The sequence below is a fragment of the Streptomyces sp. NPDC052107 genome (genome assembly GCF_040680215.1).
In the GTDB taxonomy this organism is placed as follows: Bacteria; Actinomycetota; Actinomycetes; order Streptomycetales; family Streptomycetaceae; genus Streptomyces.
This window is the reverse complement of the sequence record NZ_JBFAWG010000001.1, coordinates 95,708-115,710: the sequence shown is the minus strand read 5'-3', so window position 1 is coordinate 115,710 and position 20,003 is coordinate 95,708. Positions and strand designations below refer to the sequence as shown.

Genomic DNA, 20,003 nt, shown 5'->3' with positions numbered 1-20,003 from the left:
ATTATTGTTGTTGTTCCCGTCGTCGCCGTTGTTGTTGTTATTATTGTTGTTGTCACTCGGCATCATCGCGTGAGCGGCCGTAGGTGCCGGGGCGGCGAAGGCGGCGGTGGGTATCAGGGCGGCGCCTCCCGCGGCCAGCGCGGCCGACGCGGTCAGCACCGCAGTACGCTTTGCGATCTTCTTCAGCATGGTGATCCCTTTTCGATGAGATGGGATTGGGTGCCGGTTCGGAGCCCAGTTATTGCGGAGGATCTTCTCCGAATGAGTCATCCGTTCGACGTGATGACTCAATTACGCCCCGGCACTCCGCCCGCGTCATTCCCCGAAATCTCGGGACTTGACAGACGACGGCGACATGCTGTTTCCTCCGCTCTCTTTGGCCGGTTTGAGCCGCGAGAACCGGTGAACCCGGCCGCGGTCCTCTTTCGTCAGCATGCTCGCCACGCTCTCCAACGCGGTGCCGATCGTGCTGATCACGGCGGTCGTGATGGTGCTCGGCCTGTTCGTCCTGGGCGTGGTCACCCACACCCTGGTCCGTCAGCTCGGCGGCGACGGCGCCTGGCAGCCGACGGTCGGCCTGTCCATGCTGATCACGGCCCTCACGGACGCGCCGCGGCTGCTGCACCAGGGCAGGGCTGTGCCACTGATGCCGAGCTTGCCGTCGCCGCCTCTCGACCTCGAAGACCTCATCACCGACCTCCCCGTGAAGCCTGAGAGCCATGCGTTCATCCCCAGTAACCGTCTGTTGCTGTAAACCGACGGTGTGATCGAGGCCCGCAACCGGGACAGCGAATTCTTCGCTCTGCCGGAGACCGTGGAGGGGATACCCGTCGACACCACCCCACCGGAATTCCTCGAGCGCCTGCACCAGGCGATGATCCGTCACACCGGTGGCGACTTGGCGGACGATGTGGCGATGATCCTGGCTGACCGGTTCCACGGCCTACCAGAGCCATCGTCCGGTGGGGCGGACGTGGGGTGACAGTGGTTGTGGGCTGCGAAACCGCAGTTCGAGCGGCGTCCTCCGTGCGGCCTGTAAATCCGCGTCCTGCCGGCCTGAGGCCTCACCAAGGGACGAGGCCCTCGGCTATTGGAGCGGGGCCGGCTGTGGGCCGTCCAAGGGAGGCCGACAGCGACCCATGACGACAGACAACGTCGACGTCCTTGCTGGTCGGAGCAACAGTGCCGTCGGTCCGCCGAGGTCACTTCCTCGACGTGTGACAGACGGTGCCCGCGGACTGGACAGGCCCCCCCGGCTCAGCCGGGGGGCCTTCCCCGTGCTCAGGCCGTGTGCCGGAAGCGGCTGCGGTACTCCGTCGGGGTGGCGTCCGGCTGCCGCCTCGACCCGGGCGGTACGACGCGGGGGTCGTCCCCACCAGCTGCCGGGCCACGCGCAGCGCGACCTCATGTGCGTCGTCTTCAGCGCCGAGGGCGCCTTCCCGCCCGGCAACCGGCCCACCGTCGTCGCCGAAGCCTGCGCGACCCGGCCGCTCGGGACCGCCGTCGCCGAGGTGTCCGCCGAGCAGCTCCACCACAGCGCGCTCGCGGCGATCGAGGACCTGTACGGCGTCGTCGTCCCTTCCGCCGCGTCGCTCGGCTGACCGCCGCCGGCCCGTCCACCGGGCGAGGGAACTTTTTCCCGCTTCCCGGACTTCCTACTTCCGGGGGATCATCCCTCCTGACCCTGCCGGACGAGAGAGGTTGAACGGGGATGACGGAACAGGACGACTGGCAGCGGGAGTTCGATCACCGCTGGGCGAATTCCGCCGAGCACAAGGAGCCCTCGGCCCGGGCCCGGATGCTGGCCGCGCGCTGGAAGGAGAACCCGCCCAGTCCGGCGCCCTTCCGCGCCGACCCGGAGCCGGCGTCGCGCCGGGCGTCATGGGCGTCGACGGCCGTGGTCTTCGGCTGTGTGATCGCGGTCATGGTGCTGATCGGGCTTCTGCAGTTCGGCTCCTCGCACTAGGGCGGGTCGTACCCGGCGCACGGTGACCGGGGACGCTCGGCGGCAGCCGGCCGACTCACAGGTACGTTTTGCCGCTCCTAGGGGCGTTCGGGACCTGTTCATGGGAATCGGCTGGTGCACACTGGACAGCGGGACGAGTGCCTGACTGCGGGGTGATGCAAGATGCAGAGCCGCTTCCGGAGCGACCGACGGCTGACCGTGCGCATGGGTCTGACGATGTTCCTGCTCGGTCTGCTGTACGTGGGCTTCGTGGCCGCGCTGATCGCGCTGCTGAAGTCCTGGGTGCTGGTCGTCGTGGTGGTCGGGGCGATGTTCGTGGCGCAGTTCTGGTTCTCCGACCGGATCGCCATGTTCGCGATGCACGGCCGGGTCGTGGAGCGCGAGGAGTATCCCGAGCTGCACGCGGTGGTCGACCGGCTGTGCGGACTCGCGGACATGCACAAACCGGTGGTCGCGGTGTCCAACATGGACATGCCCAACGCGTTCGCGACCGGCCGTAACCCCGATCACGCCGTGATCTGCGTGACCACGGGGCTGCTACGGCGGCTGGAGCCGGCCGAGCTGGAGGGCGTGCTGGCGCACGAGCTGTCGCACGTGGCGCACAAGGACGTCGCCGTGATCACGGTCGCGTCCTTCCTCGGGGTGCTGGCGGGCCTGATCGTGCGGTTCGCCTTCTACTCACAGCTCTTCGGCGGGGGTCGCAGGGACCAGAACACCGCCGCCGTCTTCGCCGCGATCATGGGCGTCTCCGCGGCGGTGTACGCGATCAGCTTCCTGCTGATCCGGGCACTGTCCCGGTACCGGGAGCTGGCGGCGGACCGCGCGGCCGCTCATCTGACCGGCCGCCCGTCGGCCCTCGCCTCGGCGCTCACCAAGGTCACCGGGGACATCGCCCGGATCCCGACCAAGGACCTGCGCACCGCCCAGGCCTTCAACGCCTTCTACTTCACCCCGGCGACCGGGAAGGAGCCGGGCATCGAGCGGATCTTCTCCACGCACCCGACCCTGGAGCAGCGCCTGGAGCAGCTCGGCCGGATCTCGGCGGAGCTGGGCGAGGCCGCCGCCCCCGGGAAGGCGGGCTGAGCATTGGGGCTGCTGGACATCCTGCTGGGCCGCACGAAACCGGTCGCGCCCGATCTCGACCAGCTCTTCGCGCTGCCCTCGGCGGCCGTGACCCTTCAGGCCGCGGCCGGGTTCACGCCGACCGGTACCGGTGCGGTGTGCTTCGCCACGGTGGAGGGCTCGGCGTTCGAGCAGACCCACCGGGAGGTGCAGGCGCTGCTGGACGCGGACACCGACCGCAGCGGTCCGCCGGTGGAGCTGCGCCGGGACGACTACGGCTACTCCTGGCTCGTGTCCGCGCGCAACCCCGAGCAGCTGCCGGAGCTGGTCAATGATCTGCACGCGGTGAACAGCGCGATGGAGATCAACGGCTTCGGCCCGCAGCTGCTGTGCTCGCTGGCCGCCTTCACGGACGACGGCGGCCGCAAGCTGGCGCTGGTCTACCTCTACAAGCGGGGCACGTTCTATCCGTTCGCTCCGCTGCCCGGCGCGGCGGAGCGGCGGGACAACGCGCTGGAGCTCCAGGTGAAGGCGGCGCTCATGAACGATCTGCGGATCGAGCAGGACCTCGGCCGCTGGTTCCCGGTGTGGGGCGCCCCCGGTCTGTGACCGGGGACGCCGTGGCTCACCTGCTCTTCTCGCGCTCCTGCCGGCGGGTCTCGAAGGGCCGTTCCCGGCGGTAGCGGCGCTCCCACTTCGCCAGCCGGTCCCGGCGGTCGCGGTAGGCGCGGTAGCTCTCCGGCGTGGGCGGGGTGCCCGCGCCGGCGGGTGGTGGCGTGCCGGGCGAGCCGCGGCCGTGCGTCGCGTACAGGTACAGCAGCGCGACGGCGGCGAGCCACCACAGATGGTTTCCGATTCCGAGGATCACCAGGACGACGGTCCCGGACGCGACGATGCCACGCATGACGGACCTCCGTTGGGGTGAGTGTGGCGGGGTGGAGTGTGTCGGCTTCGTGCCGTTTGTTCAGAGTAGGGAGGCGATGACGGGGAGCGCATCCCGTTTTCCGCCCGGCGCGGGACGGCCGTGAGTGAATGAACCCGTGACCGAACTCTCCGATTTCATCTACGACTTCGACGGCGAACGACTCAGCGGCCTGACGGCCGGTCCGCCCGGCCGGGCCACGGCGGTGCTGCTGCACGGCGCGGGCAACGGCAGCAAACAGCGCCTCCTGCCGCTGCTCACGGAGTTCACCGAGCGCGGCTGCCACGCCCTGGCCTTCGACTTCTCGGGCCACGGCGACAGCACGGGAACCCTCGCGGAACTGAGCCTGCGCCGCCGGTTCGAGCAGGCGGTGGCGGTAGTCGACGCACATGTGCCGGCGGACGACCCGCTGGTGCTGGTCGGCTTCAGCATGAGCGGCCAGACGGTCGCCGATCTCGTACGGCACTACGGCCCACGGGTGGTGGCCGTCGGCCTGTGCGCGCCGGCCGTCTACGCGCCCGAGGCCTGGGAGGTGCCGTTCGAGAACGGCCAGGGCCGCTTCAGCGAGATCATCCGCACGCCGGCCGGCTGGCGGAGTTCACGGGCACTGGAGGTGTTCCGGGCGTACGAGGGCCGGGCGGTGCTGGCGGTTCCGGGCACCGACGCGGTCATCCCACCGGCCGTGACCGAGGCCGTACAGGACGCTCTGTCGGCGCGGGCCCGGTACACCCGCTTCGAACTTCCTCAGGCGGAGCACCGGTTGGGGTTGTGGTTCCGGGACCACGCCGGGGATCGGCGGGAGTTCGTCGAGTGCGTCCTGGCGGAGTCGGACGAGCGTGCTGCGGTGGAGGCCGCATCGGTCTAGGCACGGCCGGAGGGCGGGAGACGCCGGGTGCCTCCGGGAGGGCGGGGCACCCGGCGCCGGCGCGGGCTTTCAGCGGCTGTAGCGCATGAACGCGCGCACCATGTGACACGTCGTGTCGGACGGCGGGCGCATGCCGATCTCCTCCGCCGTGCTGCGGTGGAGGCCGCATCGGTCCAGGCACGGCCGGAGGGCGGGAGACGCCGGGTGCCTCCGGGAGGGCGGGGCACCCGGCGCCGGCGCGGGCTTTCAGCGGCTGTAGCGCATGAACGCGCGCACCATGTGACACGTCGTGTCGGACGGCGGGCGCATGCCGATCTCCTCCGCCGTGCTGCGGATCGTGTCGTCGCGGGCCTGGGCCGGCTGGTAGATCCCGGAGTCGAGCAGGGCTATCGCCAGGCGCATGGCCTTCAGGCGGCGGTTGTGGGTGACGTACCACTCGCGCGGCCGCCCGGCCGGCAGCGGTCGCTTCACCACGGGCTCGTAGGGCGAGTCGAACAGCACGGGATGCTTGGCGGTGGACTGGGTGGGCAACGGCTTCGGCTTCAGGGCGGCAGCGGGCACGGGCATCCTCCTGTCGCGGTCAGGGCAGCCCTCCGGGGTTCCGGCGACTGTCTCGAACACTGCTTCCAGTCTACCGGCGGCCACTGACAATCGGAGGTCCGCGACGGCAGCCTAATACCCAGGTGAGACACGGTATTTGGGGTGCGTGACAGGCGGTCGAGAAGGGGCTGCCGGGGCGTCGGGAATTCGAACAGAGTCGGGGCCGAGTACCGTGTGCGGCATGGAAATCTGGATCAACCCGGCCTGCTCCAAGTGCCGCAGTGCCATCAGCCTGCTCGACGCCGAGGGAGCCGAGTACACCGTCCGCCGCTATCTGGAGGACGTGCCGAGCGAGGACGAGATCAGGGCCGTGCTGGAGCGGCTGGGGCTCGAACCGTGGGACATCACCCGCACCCAGGAGGCCGAGGCCAAGGAGCTGGGCCTCAAGGAGTGGGCGCGGGACGCCGGCACCCGGGGCCGGTGGATCGCCGCGCTCGCCCAGCATCCCAGGCTCATCCAGCGGCCGATCATCACCGCCGACGACGGAACGGCCCTGGTGGCCCGCTCCGAGGACGCGGTACGGGAAGCCCTGTCGCACAACAAGGACTGAGCCGCTTACTCAACCCCTCTGTGACGCAGCCCACTTCACCGACTCCCGCAACCGCTGAGTAACCCCGTTCGGTATCTCGTACATAGCGGCGTACGCTCCCCTAGCTCTTCAGGAGGCGCGCATGTCGCGCAGGAGAACTCTCGGTACGAAGAAGAAGATCGCGCTGCTCGTCGGTGCCGCGGCGGTGGCGGGCGGCGGGGCCTTCGCACTGGCCACGACGTCCAACGCCGCCCAGCCCGCGCACAACGCGAAGACGCTGTCCGCCGGGGACTCGACGGTGTGCCAGGGACTGGCCACGGCCCACGGCAACAACGACCGGTTCATCGCGGACCAAAAGGCTCATCCGGACGCGCAGTCGGCGGCCCGGATCGCCAACCGTGAGGCGGTCGTCAAGCAGATCGAGGTCCAGCAGAAGGCGGCCGGTTGCACGGTTGGGGAGTCGGCTCAGGGCTCCCAGACCGGACACCAGGCGCAGAACGGCCAGCAGGGCGCCGGACAGCAGGCCGGCCAGCAAACCGGCCAGCAGGGCGCCGGTCAGCAGGGCGCGCAGCCCTCGCAGTCCGCCGCCGCGGGGAACAACGGCGGTGGCGCCGCCGCGGCCTCCGGTCAGCAGGTCTGCAACGGCTCCACGGTCACGCTCTCCGGTGAGGGCGGCGCCCCGGCCGCCTCCAGCAACCAGTTCCCGGCCGGGACCACCCTGAAGGTCACCAACCTGGACAACAACAAGTCCACGACGGTGAAGGTCACCTCCGTCTCCGGCAGTTGCGTGCTGCTCAACAACGCGGCCTTCGAACAGGTCAGGGAACCCGGCAAGTTCCTCATCCGCCACGCCCGGATCGAGAAGGTGGGGTGAGGCTCAGGCCGCCAGGAAGTCCGTGAGGCGGCGGGCCGGATCGCCCGGTGCCGACTGGGGCAGCCCGTGGTGCGAGACGTCCGGCAGCACGGCGGTCTCCACGTGCGGCAGCAGCGCCGTCGCCCGGGACGCCACCGCACGGGCGTCATGGGTCCTGCTGTTCGCCGCCACGAGCAGCAGGACCCGCGCATCCAGGGCCCGCAGCGCGTCCGGCGCCGGGCGCGGGCCGGTCACCGGCTTCGCGGCCGGGAAACCGGCGGCCGCCTCCTGGAGGGCGAGCCAGTCCGGGTCCAGCGGCGCTCCCCCGGTCTCCCACTCCAGGAAGGCGCGGACCCGGCGGGGCGTGGGCCGCAGCAGCATCGGCAGGGCGCGCAGCAGATACGCCGCCTTGTACCCGGCGAAGCACTGGGTCGGGTCCAGGAGGAACAGGCGGCGTGTCCGCGCGGGGGCGCGCAGGGCGTGGTGGAGGGCGATCCAGCCGCCGTACGAGTGGCCGCCCAGGTCGGCCGAGGCGGCACCCAGGCCGTCCAGGACCGCGTCCAGCCAGAGCGTCAGGTCGGCGACCGTACGGGGGTGGCGGTCGCCGGCCGGGGCGCTCAGGCCCGGGGCGCCGATCACGTCGACCGCGTGCACCCGGCGCACCCGGGCCAGTTGGGCGACCTGGGCGTACCAGGAGACGGAGGTGGCCCCACCACCGCCCGGGAGCAGGAGCAGCGGGGGTGCGTCGCGGGGGCCGCAGGTGTTGACGCGGGTGTCTCCGAAGGGCGTGGCGACCGTCAGCGCCTCGCGCTCGGCGGGCCATTTCGCCAGGACCTTGTCGTACGCAACCCGGAAGGCCTCGCTGTCGTATCCGGTGTCTCCGGCCACGGAACCGCCCCCTTATCATCTCGTTCAGCAAGATACTCGCCGAGCGAGATGATAGTCCGGGAGGCCCCGCGTGCAATCCGACCTCGAGACCGTCCACCTGCTGCGTGCCGTCGCCGTCGAACTCGGCCTGCACGGCGGCCGGTTCGCGCAGCAGAACGGCATGCACCCCACGGACGTACGCGCTCTGATCGCGCTCATGGACGCGCGGCGCGCGGGCGAGGAGCTGACCGCCGGGCGGCTCGGCGCCGCGCTCGGGCTCAACTCGGCGGGCACGACGGCGCTGCTGGACCGGCTGGAGCGGGCGGGCCGGGTACGGCGGGTGCGCGGGCGGAGCGATCGGCGGAAGGTCGTCGTGGAGGTGACGGACAGCGCCGTGGAGCTCGGCTGGACGTTCTTCGGGCCGCTGATCGAGCGCTCGCTCGACATGCTGCGCGGCTACGACGACCATCAGCGGGCCGCGATCCGGGACTTCCTCTACGGGGTCCGGCAGGCCGCGGCGGAGGGCGCCCATACCCCGCCCGCCGGTACCTCACAACGTGAGCCGTGACACAGAACGACCAGGTAACACCGGGTTCACACAAGGGCAATGATCGGGAAATCGCCTGTTGACAGGCTGCCCGGCAGATCGAGCGGCGCCCCAGTGCCGCAGCGCCGCAGCACCCGCGACGACGAGTGCGCCCGACTTACCCCTAAGGATGTGGCCCCGTGACCTTCAAGGCTGAGTACATCTGGATCGACGGCACCGCGCCGACGGCCAAGCTCCGTTCCAAGACGAAGATCATCGCGGGTACTCCGGCCGGTCTCGACGCGCTGCCGATCTGGGGCTTCGACGGCTCCTCCACCAACCAGGCCGAGGGCCACTCCTCGGACCGCGTGCTCAAGCCGGTCTTCACCTGCCCGGACCCGATCCGCGGCGGCGACGACGTCCTCGTGCTGTGTGAAGTCCTCGACATCGACATGACCCCGCACCGGTCCAACACGCGGGCCGCGCTGGCCGAGGTCGCCGAGCGGTTCGCCGCCCAGGAGCCGATCTTCGGCATCGAGCAGGAGTACACCTTCTTCGACGGCTCCCGCCCGCTGGGCTTCCCCGAGGGCGGCTTCCCGGCCCCGCAGGGCGGCTACTACTGCGGTGTCGGCGCCGACGAGATCTTCGGCCGCGAGATCGTCGAGGCCCACTTGGACAACTGCCTGAAGGCGGGTCTCGCCATCTCGGGCATCAACGCCGAGGTCATGCCCGGCCAGTGGGAGTTCCAGGTCGGCCCGGTCTCCCCGCTGGAGGTCTCCGACCAGCTGTGGGTGGCCCGCTGGCTGCTGTACCGCACCGCCGAGGACTTCGGCATCTCCGCGACCCTGGACCCCAAGCCGGTCAAGGGCGACTGGAACGGCGCGGGCGCGCACACCAACTTCTCCACCAAGGCCATGCGCGAGGGCTACGACGCGATCGTCACCGCGTGCGAGTCGCTCGGCGAGGGCTCCAAGCCGCTGGACCACGTCAAGAACTACGGCGCCGGCATCGACGAGCGCCTGACGGGCCTGCACGAGACCGCCCCCTGGGACAAGTACTCCTACGGCGTCTCCGACCGCGGTGCCTCGGTCCGTATCCCGTGGCAGGTCGAGAAGGACGGCAAGGGCTACATCGAGGACCGCCGCCCGAACGCCAACGTCGACCCGTACGTGGTGACCCGCCTGCTGGTGGACACCTGCTGCTCCGCGCTGGAGAAGGCCGGCCAGGTCTGATCCGTCCCGTTGCACCCAGGGGCGCCCGCCGTGATGGCGGGCGCCCCTGCTGCGTATCGTGCGCTGTCGTGGAGATCGACGGGGAGAACGGCACGGAGAGCGCCGGGCAGATCGACGGGCAGGCCGACTGGGGGAAGCTGTCGCACGCGTACGGCCCGGCGGACGACATCCCCGGGCTGCTGCGGGAGATGGAGTCCGAGGACGCGGACGTCCGCGAGGAGGCCATGGAGGACCTGGTCTCCGCACTGCACCACCAAGGGGACGTCTACGACGCGTCCGCCGCCGTACCCCACCTCGCCCGGCTCGCCCTTCGGACTACGTACTGCGCGCGGCGGCGCGAACGTTGCTGGCGAGCGCGACGGTGGTCGACTGAAACGGCCCTTGTCCGGATACCGAGACGACATTTCACGCGGGGGTCCTGTCCGGTGCCCGCGTCTGCTTCAATGGGCCCATGGCCAGCTTCCAGAAGACCACCGCGACGGGTCGCCATGACCTCGAGCCCTTCTGGCCCTCCCGTCAGCACCACGACTTCGACCGGGTGTGTTGCCGCGCGGTGAACGCGCGGGCCCTCTAAAGCCGTAACCCCCGGCCTTCGGCCAGCGCGGAACGACGTACGTCCCCGGCGCGCCCGACCACGAGTCGCGGCCGTCGCTCCCACCGACGAACTTCTCGCGCGAAAGAGCTGACCTCTCATGGCGACCACTCGTTCCCTCTCCTCCCCCTCCGCCCTCACCGCCCCCGCCCGGCACCGGCTGCGCGCCGTCGACCGGGACGAGGTGGTCGACGTCGCGGACTTCCTGCCGCCGGGCGCCACCTGGCTGCCCGCGCCGCAGCACACCCTGCCGTCCCTGCCCGGACAGCCCCCGATGGTCGGTTACCTGGTGCTGGTCCCGGCCGACCAGCGGCCGCCGTTCCTGCCGGTCGCGGTGCCGGACCGGCCGGAGACGGCCGCCGGGGCGGGCACCGAGCCGCTGGTGCGGATCGACCCCGTGCAGCGCATCGCGAGCGTCGACGGCCGTGAACTCGACCTCACCTACCTGGAGTTCGAGCTGCTCGCACACCTGGTGGCCCATCCGCACCGGGTGCACACCCGCGACCAGCTGGTCACCACGGTGTGGGGCTACGGCCACGTCGGGGACGGACGCACCGTCGACGTGCACATCGCCCGGCTGCGCCGCAAGCTGGGCGCCGAGCACCGTCAGACGATCCGGACGGTGCGCCGGGTCGGCTACAAGTACGCGCCGCCGACCGGCCGCTGACCGGGCCGCTCTGCCCTCGGCAGAGTCCCGTACCGCCGGGCGCCCGGAGCGGGCACGATCACCGGTATGAGACTTCTGGTGCTGGGTGGTACGGAGTTCGTGGGGCGGGCCGTCGTGGAGGCGGCGCTGGGGCGCGGCTTTGAGGTGACCGTCTTCCACCGGGGACGGCACCAAGCCCCGCCCGGGGTGCGGTCGTTGCACGGCGACCGCACCGCCCCGGACGGCCTGGCCGCGCTTGCCGAAGGGGCCGGAACCTGGGACGCCGTGGTCGACACCTGGTCGGCCGAGCCGCGTGCCGTGCTCGCGGCGGCACGGCTGCTGCGGGGCCGTTCCGCCCGGTACGTGTACGTCTCCAGCCGGTCGGTGTACGCCTGGCCCTGGCCCACCCTGGGCGGGGCCGCCGAGGCCGGGGCGCCGGTCGAGGGCGCCGCCGCCGACGCCGGACCGACCGACTACCCACGCGACAAGCGGGGCGGCGAGCTGGCCGCCGTCGAGGCCTTCGGGGAACAGGACTCGCTGCTGGTGCGGGCCGGGCTGATTCTCGGCCCGCACGAGAACGTGGGCCGGCTGCCCTGGTGGCTGACCCGGATCGCCCGCGGCGGCCCGGTCCTGGCGCCGGGGCCGCGCGAGCTGCCGGTGCAGTTCATCGACGCCCGCGACCTGGCCGGCTGGCTGCTCGGCGCGGTGGAACAGTCGCTGAGCGGGCCGTACGACCTGATCGGCCCGCCGGGGCACAGCACCATGGGCGAGCTGCTCGACCTGTGTGCCCGGGTCACCGGAGCGGACGCCGAGCTGCGCTGGACCGACCCGGAGGTGATCCTGGCCGCCGGGATCGAGCCGTGGACCGGGCTGCCGGTGTGGGCGCCACCGGGCACCGAGTTGTACGACTGCGTGCACCGGACGGACGTGTCACGGGCGCTGGCCACCGGTCTGGTGTGCCGGCCGGCCGCGCAGACCGTGGCGGACACCTGGCGCTGGCTCACGGAGCTCGGCGGCGTGGCACCGCTGCGGCCGGACCGGACGGCCAAGGGCGTCGATCCGGAGGTGGAGGCGAGGGTGCTGGCCGGGGCGGCAGGTGTACCTGGCACCACCCTCCAGGAGGGGGCCTCGGACGACTGACGCGCCCGGGGCCGTCGGCGAGACTGGCGGCATGAACACCGACACGAAGAGCCACGACGTCCGTGCCCGTGCCCGGGAGGTGCTGCTCGCCGCCGTGCAGGGGCTGGTGCTGGCCCTCGTGGTGCTGCCGTGCGGGGTGGCGTTCCTCGTCCTGACCCTCGTGTCCGTCGCGCTCGTCCCGCTCGGCGTCGGGCTCGTCACCACCCCGGCGATCCTGACCGGCGTACGGGCGCTCGCGGACGCCCGCAGGAGGCTCGCGGCGGAGTGGTGCGGGATACGGATCCCGGCGGTCTACCAGCCGCTCCCCAGGACCGTCAACCCCTGGCGGCGCACCTTCGCCCTGCTCCGGGATCCGCAGGTGCGGCGGGACGTGCTCTGGCTGCCGGTGGACATCACCGCGGGATTCGCCACCGCCCTGCTGCCGGCCGTGCTGCTGTTCTACCCCGTCGAGGGGATCCTGCTGGCGGCCGGACTGTGGCGGGCGTACCTGCCGGCCTCGGGCCACGCCTACTGGTACCTCTTCGTGCCGGTCTCCGGCCAGGGCACCGCCTTCCTCGCCGCGCTGCTCGGCGCCGTGCTCCTCGCCGTCGCCTGGCGCCTCACCCCCCGCGCGCTGACCGCGCACTTCCGGCTCACCCGGGCCGTTCTCGGCGGCGACGCGGAACTCGCCGAGCGCGTGCGGGTGTTGACCGAGAGCCGGCGCGACGCCGTGGACACCTCCGCCGCCGAGCTGCGGCGCATCGAGCGGGACCTGCACGACGGGGCGCAGGCCCGGCTGGTCGCCATGGGCATGGACCTCGGCACCATCGAGTTGCTGGTGGAACGGGACCCGGCCCAGGCGAGGCGGCTGCTCGCCCAGGCCCGCCGGAACTCGGCCGAGGCCCTGGAGGAGCTGCGCGACCTGGTGCGCGGCATCCACCCGCCGGTCCTCGCCGAACGCGGGCTCGGCGACGCCGTACGGGCGTTGGCGCTGCGGCTGCCGCTGCCCACGGAGGTGACGGTGGAGCTGTCCGGCCGGGCGGACGCGCCGGTGGAGTCGGCGGCCTACTTCGCGGTCAGCGAGGTGCTCACCAACGCCGCCAAGCACTCCGGCGCCGACCGGGTCTGGGTCGACGTGCACCACGCCGACGGCCGGCTGCGGATCACGGTCACCGACAACGGCAGGGGTGGCGCGGTGATCGAGGCCGGGTCGGGTCTCGCCGGGGTCGAGCGCCGGCTCGGTACATTCGACGGCGTCCTGGCCGTCGGCAGCCCCGCCGGCGGCCCCACCCTGGTGACCATGGAGATCCCGTGCGCGTTGTCCTAGCCGAAGACCTCTTCCTGCTGCGCGACGGGCTGGTGCGGATGCTGGAGGCCTTCGGCTTCGAGATCGCGGCCGCCGTCGAGTCCGGCCCCGAACTCGCCCGGGCGCTGGACGAGTTGGACCCGGACGTGGCCGTGGTCGACGTACGGCTGCCGCCCACGCACACCGACGAGGGCCTGCAGTGCGCGCTCGCGGCCCGGGGGGCGCGGCCCGGACTGCCGGTGCTGGTCCTCTCCCAGCACGTGGAGCAACTGTACGCACGCGAACTGCTCGCCGACGGCAACGGCGGGATCGGTTATCTGCTGAAGGACCGGGTGTTCGACGCCGAGCAGTTCGTCGACGCCGTACGACGGGTCGCGGCGGGCGGTACGGCGATGGACCCGCAGGTGATCCAGCAGCTGCTGTCCCGGCGGGCCGGCGACGACCGGCCGCTCGCCGGCCTCACCCCGCGCGAGCTGGAGGTGCTGGAGCTGATGGCGCAAGGCAGGTCGAACGCGGGCATCGCGGCCCAGCTGGTGGTGACCGAACGCGCCATCGCCAAGCACACCTCCAACATCTTCACCAAGCTGGGTCTGGAGGTGTCGGACGACGACAACCGGCGCGTGCTGGCGGTCCTCGCCTATCTGGACCGGGACCGCTGACCTGCCAACTCCCCTGTTTCTGCGAGGAATTTGTGAGACGGGTGAACACCTCTGGGGCGGCGTCCGTATGGAAGGGCGCCGCTTCACTCCTGTCGGGCGCCTCGATGCTGCCCCGCAAGGAAGTCAGAGGAGTTCCATGGGACGCAACACACGAAAACGCCGTACGCCGCTGGCCACCAAGGCCATAGCCGCATCGGCGGCCCTAGCGCTCGGTGGGGGCGGGCTGATCTGGGCGAACTTCTACGCCTCTGCGCACGAGTCGCACAACCAGACATGGGGAGGCAACCAGACGAAGGCCGCGACGGCGCAGGTCGCGACGATCTCCTGTCCGGACGTCCAGCAGAAGCTGACGAACGTGCCGTGGCGGGCCCGCCAGGGTGTGGCGACGGAGCTGGCCAATCTCGACAAGCAGATCACCGAGGCCTACACCCGGCTCGCCTCCACGCGGGACGCGCAGGGCAAGGATCCGAACTTCGTGCAGAACGCGATCGTCGGCCCCCTCAAGGAGAAGCGGGCGGCGACGATCGACCGGATCCGGATCGACATCCAGCGCGTCGGCGGGTCCTTCGACAACGCGATCCAGCAGCTCGCCGCCTGTACGACGCAGGCCGCCAACCAGACCACCGCCGGGGGGAACGGCGATGGCCAGCAGCAGAACAACGGCGGAGAGCAACAGAACAACGGCGGTCAGCAGCAGGGCGGTCAGCAGCAGGGCGGTCAGCAGCAGGGCAACAACGGCGGCCAGGCCGGTGACGGACCCTCCGCGGCGGACTTCGTGGACATCACCAAGGTCGCGCCGAACGTCCTGTCCAAGCCGAACAAGACCCCCAACGCCTCGACGGGCACGTTCACCACGCGCTGCGGTGTGAACGCGAACCAGAACCACAACAGCGACAACGTGATCGTCGCCCCCGGCGTGACCAACGGTGCCCACCACGTCCACGACTACGTCGGCAACCAGAAGGTCAACGCGTTCTCCAGCAACCAGACGTTCCTGCAGGGCGGAAGCAGCTGCCAGAACCGGAACGACCTGTCGGCGTACTACTGGCCGGTCATCCGCGAGCAGGACGGCACCCAGGAGAAGGACGCGAACGCGGACGGCGGTGGCAAGGACCTCAACGTCGGCAAGATCCTGGTCGCCCAGCAGGCCCAGATCAAGTACGTGGGCAGCCCGGCGAGCAAGGTCGTCGCGATGCCGCAGTTCCTGCGGATCATCACCGGTGACGCCAAGGCCGCCACCAACGGCACGGCCAACGCCAACGCGCACTGGAGCTGCACCGGCTTCGAGAACAGGGTGCAGCTGACGGACAAGTACCCGATCTGTCCCACGGGCAGCAAGGTGGTGCGCACGTTCGCCTTCCAGAGCTGCTGGGACGGCCAGAACATCGACAGCGCCAACCACCGTACGCACGTGGCCTTCGCCGACCCCGGCAGCGGTGTCTGCCCGAACGGTTTCAAGGCGATCCCGCAGCTGACGATGCGCCTGGTGTACAACGTGCCGCAGCCCGTCATCCAGGCGGACGGCACGGTGAAGAACGCCTACGCGGTCGACGGCTTCCCGGAGCAGTTGCACAAGGCGATCACCGATCACGACGACTTCATCAGCGTCACGACCGGCGGCCTCGCGAACAGGATCGCCACCTGCATCAACCGCGGTCAGAACTGCGCGTGACCTGCTGACCGGGCCAAGAACGAGGCCGGTGACGGACCCCCTCCCGTCACCGGCCTTCCCGCGTCTTCAGCCGCCGTGCCCGGCATGGGCGGCATGGTTCGTGCCCAGCTCCACGTCCCCGCCGAGGGTGCCCCGCAGCGCCTTGACGACCCCGTCGTCGCCGACGGCGACCCACTTGCGGCCGACGAGGTAGTAACCGCCGTAGTCCTTGGCGTCGTTGATCCACTCGCGCTGACCGCGGTCGGTGGCGAAGGTGGCGAGGATGAATTTGCCGTCGCTGTTGTTGCAGATGGCCTGGCGGATGTCGTCGGCGTCGGTCTGCATGTTCGGCTTGCACTTCACCTCGGCGGCCAGGCTCTCCAGGCTGCCGGTCGCGGTGGGCGGGACCGCCCTGGTGTCCCCGCCCGAGCCGCAGCCCGCCAGCGCCAGTACGGCAGCGGCGGCCGGCAGCAGTCGTGTCACCCTCATCTGATCCTCCGGTCCTGTGGGCCAAGCATGCCTCAGCTCCTTCGGATACGGCTCCGGGTCGCGGTGCGCTCAAATGCGGTGACGTCCTGAGCCACACCTTCGGCGATGCCGTCGGCTGACCGCATCACCCATCCGTTGGTGACCAACTCACGGCCCACTCGTTCTTCATGATGTGCAGTCACATGTAGCCCAGCGTCACGCACGCACCTCCGAGAACTCCGGACCGGTCGATGTCGGGCAGGCCGAGGCCGCGCTCGTCGAGCACTATCCACGGCTGGTCCGGATCGCCTATCTGGTGCTGCCGCCGGGCCTCGGCCGCAGCCGCCGGGTGCTGACCGCACACGCGCTCGTCCAGCGCGCCCTGCCCAGGGGCCGGGGGCAGCTTTCCGCGATCCCGGCCCAGGCCGCCGGGCGCGACGGCGATCCCGGGTACTCCTTCCTGCGCGAGCGCGTCCTGCGTACGGCCCTGGAGACGGCCCGGCCCCGCAAGGGCCTGCCCCGCCTCTCCCAGCTGCCGCCGCTGCTGCCGCAGGTGTGGGGCCTCAGGCTCTTCCCGCGCTCGGGGGGCGCCGACGAACTCGCCCTGGAGCAGCGGCTGTCCGCCCTGTCCGGCCCGGCCCGCGCCGCGTATGTGCTGCGCGGTCTGGAGAAGCTGCCCGACGCCGGGATCCGCAAGCTGCTCACCGCCGCCGGGGTGGACGACCCGGGCGGCGCGCTGGCCTCCGCGAACGGCGTGCCCACCCAGCCCGCGCTGCTCTCCTCCCCCGAGTTCGACCCCTGTCTGCTCCAGGCCCGGCCCACCGATCTGATGCGCCGCCGCCAGCACACCAAGGCCGCCCTCGCCGCCGCCGCCGCGCTCGCGGTGTGCGGGGCGCTGGTCGCCCTGCCCAAGGGCGGCTGGGGCCCGGACGGCGCCGCCGCGCCCTCCTACGCCGAGAACCCGGCCGCCGAGGCCGCCCTCGACCCCGGCCGGCTGGTCCGGGTCTCCCCCGCCGACTGGAAGACCGCCGCCCGCGCCGACTTCTCGGTGTGGCCCGCGCGAGGTCCGCTCACCGGCGACTCGGCCCTGCTGCGCCGCGCCCTCGCGGTGTGGGCCCGCCCCGGCGCCAAGGTCCGGGTCTCCGCGACCCCCGGCACCCAGACCGGCGGCCCGGCCGGTCCACCCCAGCTGCTGTACGCGGGCCAGGTCGACAACGCGCGCGTGGTGATGTTCTACGACGGTCTGCGCATCGCCCGGTACGCCGAGCCGGTCGACGGCACCCAGGGCGCGGCCCTGGACTTCGCCCGGGTCGACGGCGCGACCGGCGCGGAGGCGAGCACGCTGGTGCTGGGCCGCTCCGACAGCAATGTCCGCTATCTGACCGCGCCGTGGGTGAAGAAGGCGGCCTCGCGGGACCTGACGAAGCCGGACGCGGACGCGACCCCGCTGACCGTCACCGACGGCATCACCGCGCCGCTGGCCAGCCCCGCGCTGCGGCCCGGCGGCTGCACCTCCTGGACCGTGCTCCAGCTGACCGACGCCTCGGGCACCGAACTCACCACCGACCTGGGCGAGTTGGTACCGGCCCGCCTGACCGCCGGGCGGCCCGGATCGGCGGGCGAGGCGTCCGGCGCCGCCGGGCTGCAGGCCTGGGCGCCGTTCGCCTGCTCGCTGCAGGCGGAGCGGTCCGCCGGGGTGCGCAGCGTCAACGCATGGGCGTTCGCCGACCAGCCGCTGCCCGACGGCAGCGGGGCCAGCGGATGGGTGTGCACCAGGGCCGAGACCTGGCGCGGCGACGGTACGGCCGCGCTGGCCCAGTTCCGCACGCCGGGCGCGGCGGTGGGGGCGGCGGTCGCCAAGGGCACGGACGCGCGGGCCTGCGGTCCGCGTGATGCCCATGTGCTCGCCGGGGTGCTGTGGAAGTCCGCGGCCGGGCACTGGTATCTGCTGGCGGCGGGCGACAAGGACACGGCGTCGATCCAGGCTGGCGGCGGAGTCACCGCGGCCGGGCAGGGGCAGTTCCTGGTCGCGCGGGCCAAGAAGGGGGCCCAGGCCTCGCTTAAGGGCACGCTGGCGGACGGGACCGAGATCAGCGGGTTGCGGTAGAGCCCTCTATTGACAGCGGCGTAAATAAGGGTTGTCCCAGGGGTTCTCAGCACACCTACCCATCAGTACATTGACGCCATGTCTAACACGCAGGCCCGGGTGCCGCTCAAGGCACGCAAGGTGTCCTTCTCCTGGGACGGCACGCCGTTGCACTGGGTGCCGGAGGATCCGTTCACCACGCACACCATCAACGTGCTGCACCTGCTGCTGCCCGCCGGTGAGCGGTGGTTCGTGCACGTGTACAAGCAGGTGCTGCCGTACATCCGCGACGAGCGGCTGCGCGAGGACGTCATCGGGTTCATCGGCCAGGAGGCCATGCACTCCCAGGCCCACGACGAGGTGCTGCCGCATCTGCGCGAGCAGGGGCTCGATCCGACGCCGTACACCGCGCAGGTCGACTGGTTCTTCGAGAAGCTGCTCGGCGACCGGACGCTGCCGCCGGGCAGGGCGCGCAGGTGGTGGTTGATGGAGCGGGTCGCGCTCATCGCGGCCATCGAGCACTACACCGCGTTCCTCGGCGACTGGGTGCTCAACGCCGAGGAACTGGACCGGCGCGGCGCCGACTCGACCATGCTGGACCTGCTGCGCTGGCACGGCGCCGAGGAGGTCGAGCACCGCTCCGTCGCCTTCGAGCTGTTCATGCACGTCGACGGCAGCTACCGCCGGCGCGTGCGGACCTGGGCGACGGCCTTCTCGGCGCTGGTGTTCCTGTGGCAGCGCGGGGCGCGGTTCTTCATGGAGAACGACCCGACCCTCATCGACGGCAAGGCCTCCTTCAAGGACTTCTACGTGCGTGGCCGGCGGGGCCTGCTGCCCGGGACCGGGGACATGCTCAGGTCCATCCCCCGCTATCTGAGCCGCGACTACCACCCCTCGCAGGAGGGCGACACCGAGCAGGCCGTCGCCTACCTGGCCTCCTCCCCGGCGGCCACGGCGGCGGAGAAGAGGGCCGCCTGATGCCGAAGCTGCGCAACCTCGTGCTCGTCGCGGGCGCCGCCCTGCTGACCCGGCGGGCCCTGCGCCGCCGCATCCAGGCCTCACCGCTGTGGCCGATGCCCGCGCTGGAGAAGCCCACCTCGGGCCGGCCGCGCTCCCGTGCGCTGCGGCTGCTGGTGACCTCTCGCGAGACGGTGGCCGAAGGCGTCGTCCAACTCCGCCTCGAAGGAAGGGACTTGCCTTGCTGGGAGCCCGGAGCCCATCTCGACCTCGTCCTGCCGTCGGGGCTCGTCCGGCAGTACTCGTTGTGCGGGGACCCCGAGGACACCTCCTCGTACACGGTCGCGACCCGGATGGTGGAGGACGGGCGGGGCGGCTCGCGCGAGGTGCACGAGCAGGTCACGGAGGGCATGGAACTTGAGGTGCGGGGGCCGCGGAACCGTTTTCCGCTGGTCGAGGCGCCGTCGTACGTCTTCGTCGCCGGCGGGATCGGGATCACCCCGTTGCTGCCGATGCTGCGGGCCCTGCCGGAGCGGGCCGAGTGGCGGCTGCTGTACGCGGGGCGCGACCGGGCCTCGATGCCGTTCCTGGAGGAAGTCGAGAAGCTGGGCGGCATGGGGGTCCCCCCAGGCGAGCGAAGCCGAGCCCGCGGGAGGGTGACCATCGTGGAGGGGCGGCCGGACCTCGACGCGCTGGAGGTCAGCGAGGGGGCCGCCGTCTACGCCTGCGGTCCCAAGGGACTCATGGCGGCCGTCGCGGCACGCTTCCCGGACGTCCGACTCGAACGGTTCGCGCCCCGTACGTCGTCCGACGGCAACACGGAGTTCGAGGTCGAACTGAGGCGCAGCGGCCGGACCTTGACCGTGCCCCCCGACTCCACCGTGCTGGCCGCCGTACGCCGGGAACTGCCGGGCACCGCCTACTCCTGCGAGCAGGGCTTCTGCGGGACCTGCCAACAGAGGGTACTGGAAGGAGAGATCGACCACCGGGACGAGCTGCTGACCGACGAGGAGCGCGCCGGCTCGATGCTGATCTGCGTCTCGCGGGCCCGCAGCGATCGTTTGGTGCTCGACATGTGAACACCTGCGGCCGAATCC

At 71.5% G+C, this 20,003-nt stretch carries 23 protein-coding genes and 2 pseudogenes; 20 read left to right on the top strand and 5 right to left on the bottom strand.

Features of this window, described 5'->3' with window-relative positions:
* The coding region (locus AB0M27_RS00540; protein WP_365716375.1) for a hypothetical protein at positions 1-189 on the bottom strand (189 nt) is incomplete at its 3' end.
* Between the two features lie 238 nt (positions 190-427).
* On the opposite strand from AB0M27_RS00540, the pseudogene AB0M27_RS00535 reads away from it, so the two are divergent.
* The 6 genes and pseudogenes from AB0M27_RS00535 to AB0M27_RS00510 form a co-directional block, all read left to right on the top strand.
* Positions 428-619: pseudogene (locus AB0M27_RS00535) on the top strand (YIP1 family protein); the annotation flags it as partial.
* A gap of 144 nt (positions 620-763) precedes the next feature.
* Positions 764-982, top strand: a complete 219-nt coding sequence (locus tag AB0M27_RS00530) for a SpoIIE family protein phosphatase (protein WP_365716373.1) — start codon at positions 764-766, stop codon at positions 980-982.
* A gap of 424 nt (positions 983-1,406) precedes the next feature.
* Positions 1,407-1,601, top strand: a pseudogene (locus AB0M27_RS00525) (cysteine hydrolase); the annotation flags it as partial.
* Between the two features lie 110 nt (positions 1,602-1,711).
* Positions 1,712-1,966: a hypothetical protein gene (locus AB0M27_RS00520; RefSeq protein ID WP_365716371.1), complete on the top strand. Its 255-nt coding sequence runs from the start codon at positions 1,712-1,714 to the stop codon at positions 1,964-1,966.
* A 162-nt stretch (positions 1,967-2,128) separates the two neighbouring features.
* Entirely contained in the window at positions 2,129-3,049 is a 921-nt protein-coding gene (gene htpX, locus AB0M27_RS00515; RefSeq protein ID WP_365716369.1) for a zinc metalloprotease HtpX, read from the top strand.
* A gap of 3 nt (positions 3,050-3,052) precedes the next feature.
* Positions 3,053-3,637, top strand: coding sequence for a hypothetical protein (locus tag AB0M27_RS00510; protein ID WP_365716367.1), 585 nt, complete (start codon positions 3,053-3,055; stop codon positions 3,635-3,637).
* Between the two features lie 16 nt (positions 3,638-3,653).
* Here AB0M27_RS00510 and AB0M27_RS00505 read toward each other — a convergent pair whose 3' ends face one another.
* Entirely contained in the window at positions 3,654-3,932 is a 279-nt protein-coding gene (locus AB0M27_RS00505; protein ID WP_356303381.1) for a hypothetical protein, read from the bottom strand.
* Positions 3,933-4,068: 136 nt separating this feature from the next.
* Here AB0M27_RS00505 and AB0M27_RS00500 point away from each other — a divergent pair, with 136 nt between their 5' ends.
* The gene (locus AB0M27_RS00500) at positions 4,069-4,815 is read left to right on the top strand and encodes an alpha/beta fold hydrolase (RefSeq protein WP_365716365.1); all 747 of its coding nucleotides are present in this window, start codon (positions 4,069-4,071) and stop codon (positions 4,813-4,815) included.
* 246 nt (positions 4,816-5,061) lie between these two features.
* Here AB0M27_RS00500 and AB0M27_RS00495 read toward each other — a convergent pair whose 3' ends face one another.
* A complete protein-coding gene (locus AB0M27_RS00495; RefSeq protein WP_365716363.1) occupies positions 5,062-5,376 on the bottom strand; it encodes a hypothetical protein in 315 nt (104 codons plus the stop codon).
* Between the two features lie 220 nt (positions 5,377-5,596).
* On the opposite strand from AB0M27_RS00495, the gene AB0M27_RS00490 reads away from it, so the two are divergent.
* Both AB0M27_RS00490 and AB0M27_RS00485 read left to right on the top strand, forming a co-directional pair.
* A complete protein-coding gene (locus tag AB0M27_RS00490; RefSeq protein ID WP_365716361.1) occupies positions 5,597-5,965 on the top strand; it encodes an arsenate reductase family protein in 369 nt (122 codons plus the stop codon).
* Between the two features lie 121 nt (positions 5,966-6,086).
* A complete protein-coding gene (locus AB0M27_RS00485) occupies positions 6,087-6,818 on the top strand; it encodes a hypothetical protein (protein ID WP_365716359.1) in 732 nt (243 codons plus the stop codon).
* A gap of 3 nt (positions 6,819-6,821) precedes the next feature.
* On the opposite strand, the gene AB0M27_RS00480 is transcribed toward AB0M27_RS00485, so the two are convergent.
* Positions 6,822-7,685 (bottom strand): alpha/beta fold hydrolase, encoded by an 864-nt coding sequence (locus tag AB0M27_RS00480; protein WP_365716357.1) that lies wholly within the window; start codon positions 7,683-7,685, stop codon positions 6,822-6,824.
* Between the two features lie 70 nt (positions 7,686-7,755).
* Between AB0M27_RS00480 and AB0M27_RS00475 the strand changes: the two genes are divergently transcribed.
* The 8 genes from AB0M27_RS00475 (at position 7,756) to AB0M27_RS00440 (ending at position 15,416) form a co-directional block, all read left to right on the top strand.
* Positions 7,756-8,232 carry a MarR family transcriptional regulator gene (locus AB0M27_RS00475; RefSeq protein ID WP_365716355.1) on the top strand — a complete coding sequence of 159 codons (477 nt, stop codon included), beginning with the start codon at positions 7,756-7,758 and terminating at the stop codon, positions 8,230-8,232.
* 158 nt (positions 8,233-8,390) lie between these two features.
* The gene (gene glnII, locus AB0M27_RS00470) at positions 8,391-9,422 is read left to right on the top strand and encodes a glutamine synthetase (RefSeq protein ID WP_365716353.1); all 1,032 of its coding nucleotides are present in this window, start codon (positions 8,391-8,393) and stop codon (positions 9,420-9,422) included.
* Positions 9,423-9,873: 451 nt separating this feature from the next.
* Positions 9,874-9,996, top strand: coding sequence for a hypothetical protein (locus tag AB0M27_RS00465; RefSeq protein ID WP_365716350.1), 123 nt, complete (start codon positions 9,874-9,876; stop codon positions 9,994-9,996).
* Positions 9,997-10,114: 118 nt separating this feature from the next.
* Positions 10,115-10,681 carry a winged helix-turn-helix domain-containing protein gene (locus tag AB0M27_RS00460; protein ID WP_365716348.1) on the top strand — a complete coding sequence of 189 codons (567 nt, stop codon included), beginning with the start codon at positions 10,115-10,117 and terminating at the stop codon, positions 10,679-10,681.
* A gap of 66 nt (positions 10,682-10,747) precedes the next feature.
* Positions 10,748-11,800 (top strand): NAD-dependent epimerase/dehydratase family protein, encoded by a 1,053-nt coding sequence (locus AB0M27_RS00455; protein ID WP_365716346.1) that lies wholly within the window; start codon positions 10,748-10,750, stop codon positions 11,798-11,800.
* A gap of 31 nt (positions 11,801-11,831) precedes the next feature.
* Positions 11,832-13,106 carry a sensor domain-containing protein gene (locus AB0M27_RS00450; protein ID WP_365716344.1) on the top strand — a complete coding sequence of 425 codons (1,275 nt, stop codon included), beginning with the start codon at positions 11,832-11,834 and terminating at the stop codon, positions 13,104-13,106.
* A complete protein-coding gene (locus tag AB0M27_RS00445; protein WP_365716342.1) occupies positions 13,091-13,744 on the top strand; it encodes a response regulator transcription factor in 654 nt (217 codons plus the stop codon). The genes AB0M27_RS00450 and AB0M27_RS00445 overlap by 16 nt, the downstream gene beginning before the upstream one ends.
* A gap of 136 nt (positions 13,745-13,880) precedes the next feature.
* Positions 13,881-15,416 carry a DUF1996 domain-containing protein gene (locus tag AB0M27_RS00440; protein WP_365716340.1) on the top strand — a complete coding sequence of 512 codons (1,536 nt, stop codon included), beginning with the start codon at positions 13,881-13,883 and terminating at the stop codon, positions 15,414-15,416.
* A gap of 66 nt (positions 15,417-15,482) precedes the next feature.
* Here the strand turns inward: AB0M27_RS00440 and AB0M27_RS00435 are convergent, their stop codons facing one another.
* A complete protein-coding gene (locus tag AB0M27_RS00435) occupies positions 15,483-15,884 on the bottom strand; it encodes a hypothetical protein (protein ID WP_365716339.1) in 402 nt (133 codons plus the stop codon).
* 172 nt (positions 15,885-16,056) lie between these two features.
* On the opposite strand from AB0M27_RS00435, the gene AB0M27_RS00430 reads away from it, so the two are divergent.
* The 3 genes from AB0M27_RS00430 to AB0M27_RS00420 all read left to right on the top strand — a co-directional run bounded on the left by AB0M27_RS00430 (position 16,057) and on the right by AB0M27_RS00420 (position 19,985).
* The gene (locus AB0M27_RS00430) at positions 16,057-17,970 is read left to right on the top strand and encodes a hypothetical protein (RefSeq protein ID WP_365716337.1); all 1,914 of its coding nucleotides are present in this window, start codon (positions 16,057-16,059) and stop codon (positions 17,968-17,970) included.
* Between the two features lie 78 nt (positions 17,971-18,048).
* A complete protein-coding gene (locus AB0M27_RS00425; RefSeq protein WP_365716335.1) occupies positions 18,049-18,927 on the top strand; it encodes a metal-dependent hydrolase in 879 nt (292 codons plus the stop codon).
* Positions 18,927-19,985: a PDR/VanB family oxidoreductase gene (locus tag AB0M27_RS00420; RefSeq protein WP_365716333.1), complete on the top strand. Its 1,059-nt coding sequence runs from the start codon at positions 18,927-18,929 to the stop codon at positions 19,983-19,985. The genes AB0M27_RS00425 and AB0M27_RS00420 overlap by 1 nt, the downstream gene beginning before the upstream one ends.
* Positions 19,986-20,003 lie beyond the last annotated feature (18 nt).

What these genes read in the sequence shown, in the direction of transcription:
- AB0M27_RS00520 (WP_365716371.1), top strand. Translation starts at nt 1,712, where the DNA reads ATGACGGAACAGGACGACTGGCAGCGGGAGTTCGATCACCGCTGGGCG.
- htpX (WP_365716369.1), top strand. Translation starts at nt 2,129, where the DNA reads ATGCAGAGCCGCTTCCGGAGCGACCGACGGCTGACCGTGCGCATGGGT.
- AB0M27_RS00505 (WP_356303381.1), bottom strand. Translation starts at nt 3,932, where the DNA reads ATGCGTGGCATCGTCGCGTCCGGGACCGTCGTCCTGGTGATCCTCGGA.
- AB0M27_RS00490 (WP_365716361.1), top strand. Translation starts at nt 5,597, where the DNA reads ATGGAAATCTGGATCAACCCGGCCTGCTCCAAGTGCCGCAGTGCCATC.
- AB0M27_RS00485 (WP_365716359.1), top strand. Translation starts at nt 6,087, where the DNA reads ATGTCGCGCAGGAGAACTCTCGGTACGAAGAAGAAGATCGCGCTGCTC.
- AB0M27_RS00465 (WP_365716350.1), top strand. Translation starts at nt 9,874, where the DNA reads ATGGCCAGCTTCCAGAAGACCACCGCGACGGGTCGCCATGACCTCGAG.
- AB0M27_RS00460 (WP_365716348.1), top strand. Translation starts at nt 10,115, where the DNA reads ATGGCGACCACTCGTTCCCTCTCCTCCCCCTCCGCCCTCACCGCCCCC.
- AB0M27_RS00455 (WP_365716346.1), top strand. Translation starts at nt 10,748, where the DNA reads ATGAGACTTCTGGTGCTGGGTGGTACGGAGTTCGTGGGGCGGGCCGTC.
- AB0M27_RS00450 (WP_365716344.1), top strand. Translation starts at nt 11,832, where the DNA reads ATGAACACCGACACGAAGAGCCACGACGTCCGTGCCCGTGCCCGGGAG.
- AB0M27_RS00440 (WP_365716340.1), top strand. Translation starts at nt 13,881, where the DNA reads ATGGGACGCAACACACGAAAACGCCGTACGCCGCTGGCCACCAAGGCC.
- AB0M27_RS00435 (WP_365716339.1), bottom strand. Translation starts at nt 15,884, where the DNA reads ATGAGGGTGACACGACTGCTGCCGGCCGCCGCTGCCGTACTGGCGCTG.
- AB0M27_RS00425 (WP_365716335.1), top strand. Translation starts at nt 18,049, where the DNA reads ATGTCTAACACGCAGGCCCGGGTGCCGCTCAAGGCACGCAAGGTGTCC.
- AB0M27_RS00420 (WP_365716333.1), top strand. Translation starts at nt 18,927, where the DNA reads ATGCCGAAGCTGCGCAACCTCGTGCTCGTCGCGGGCGCCGCCCTGCTG.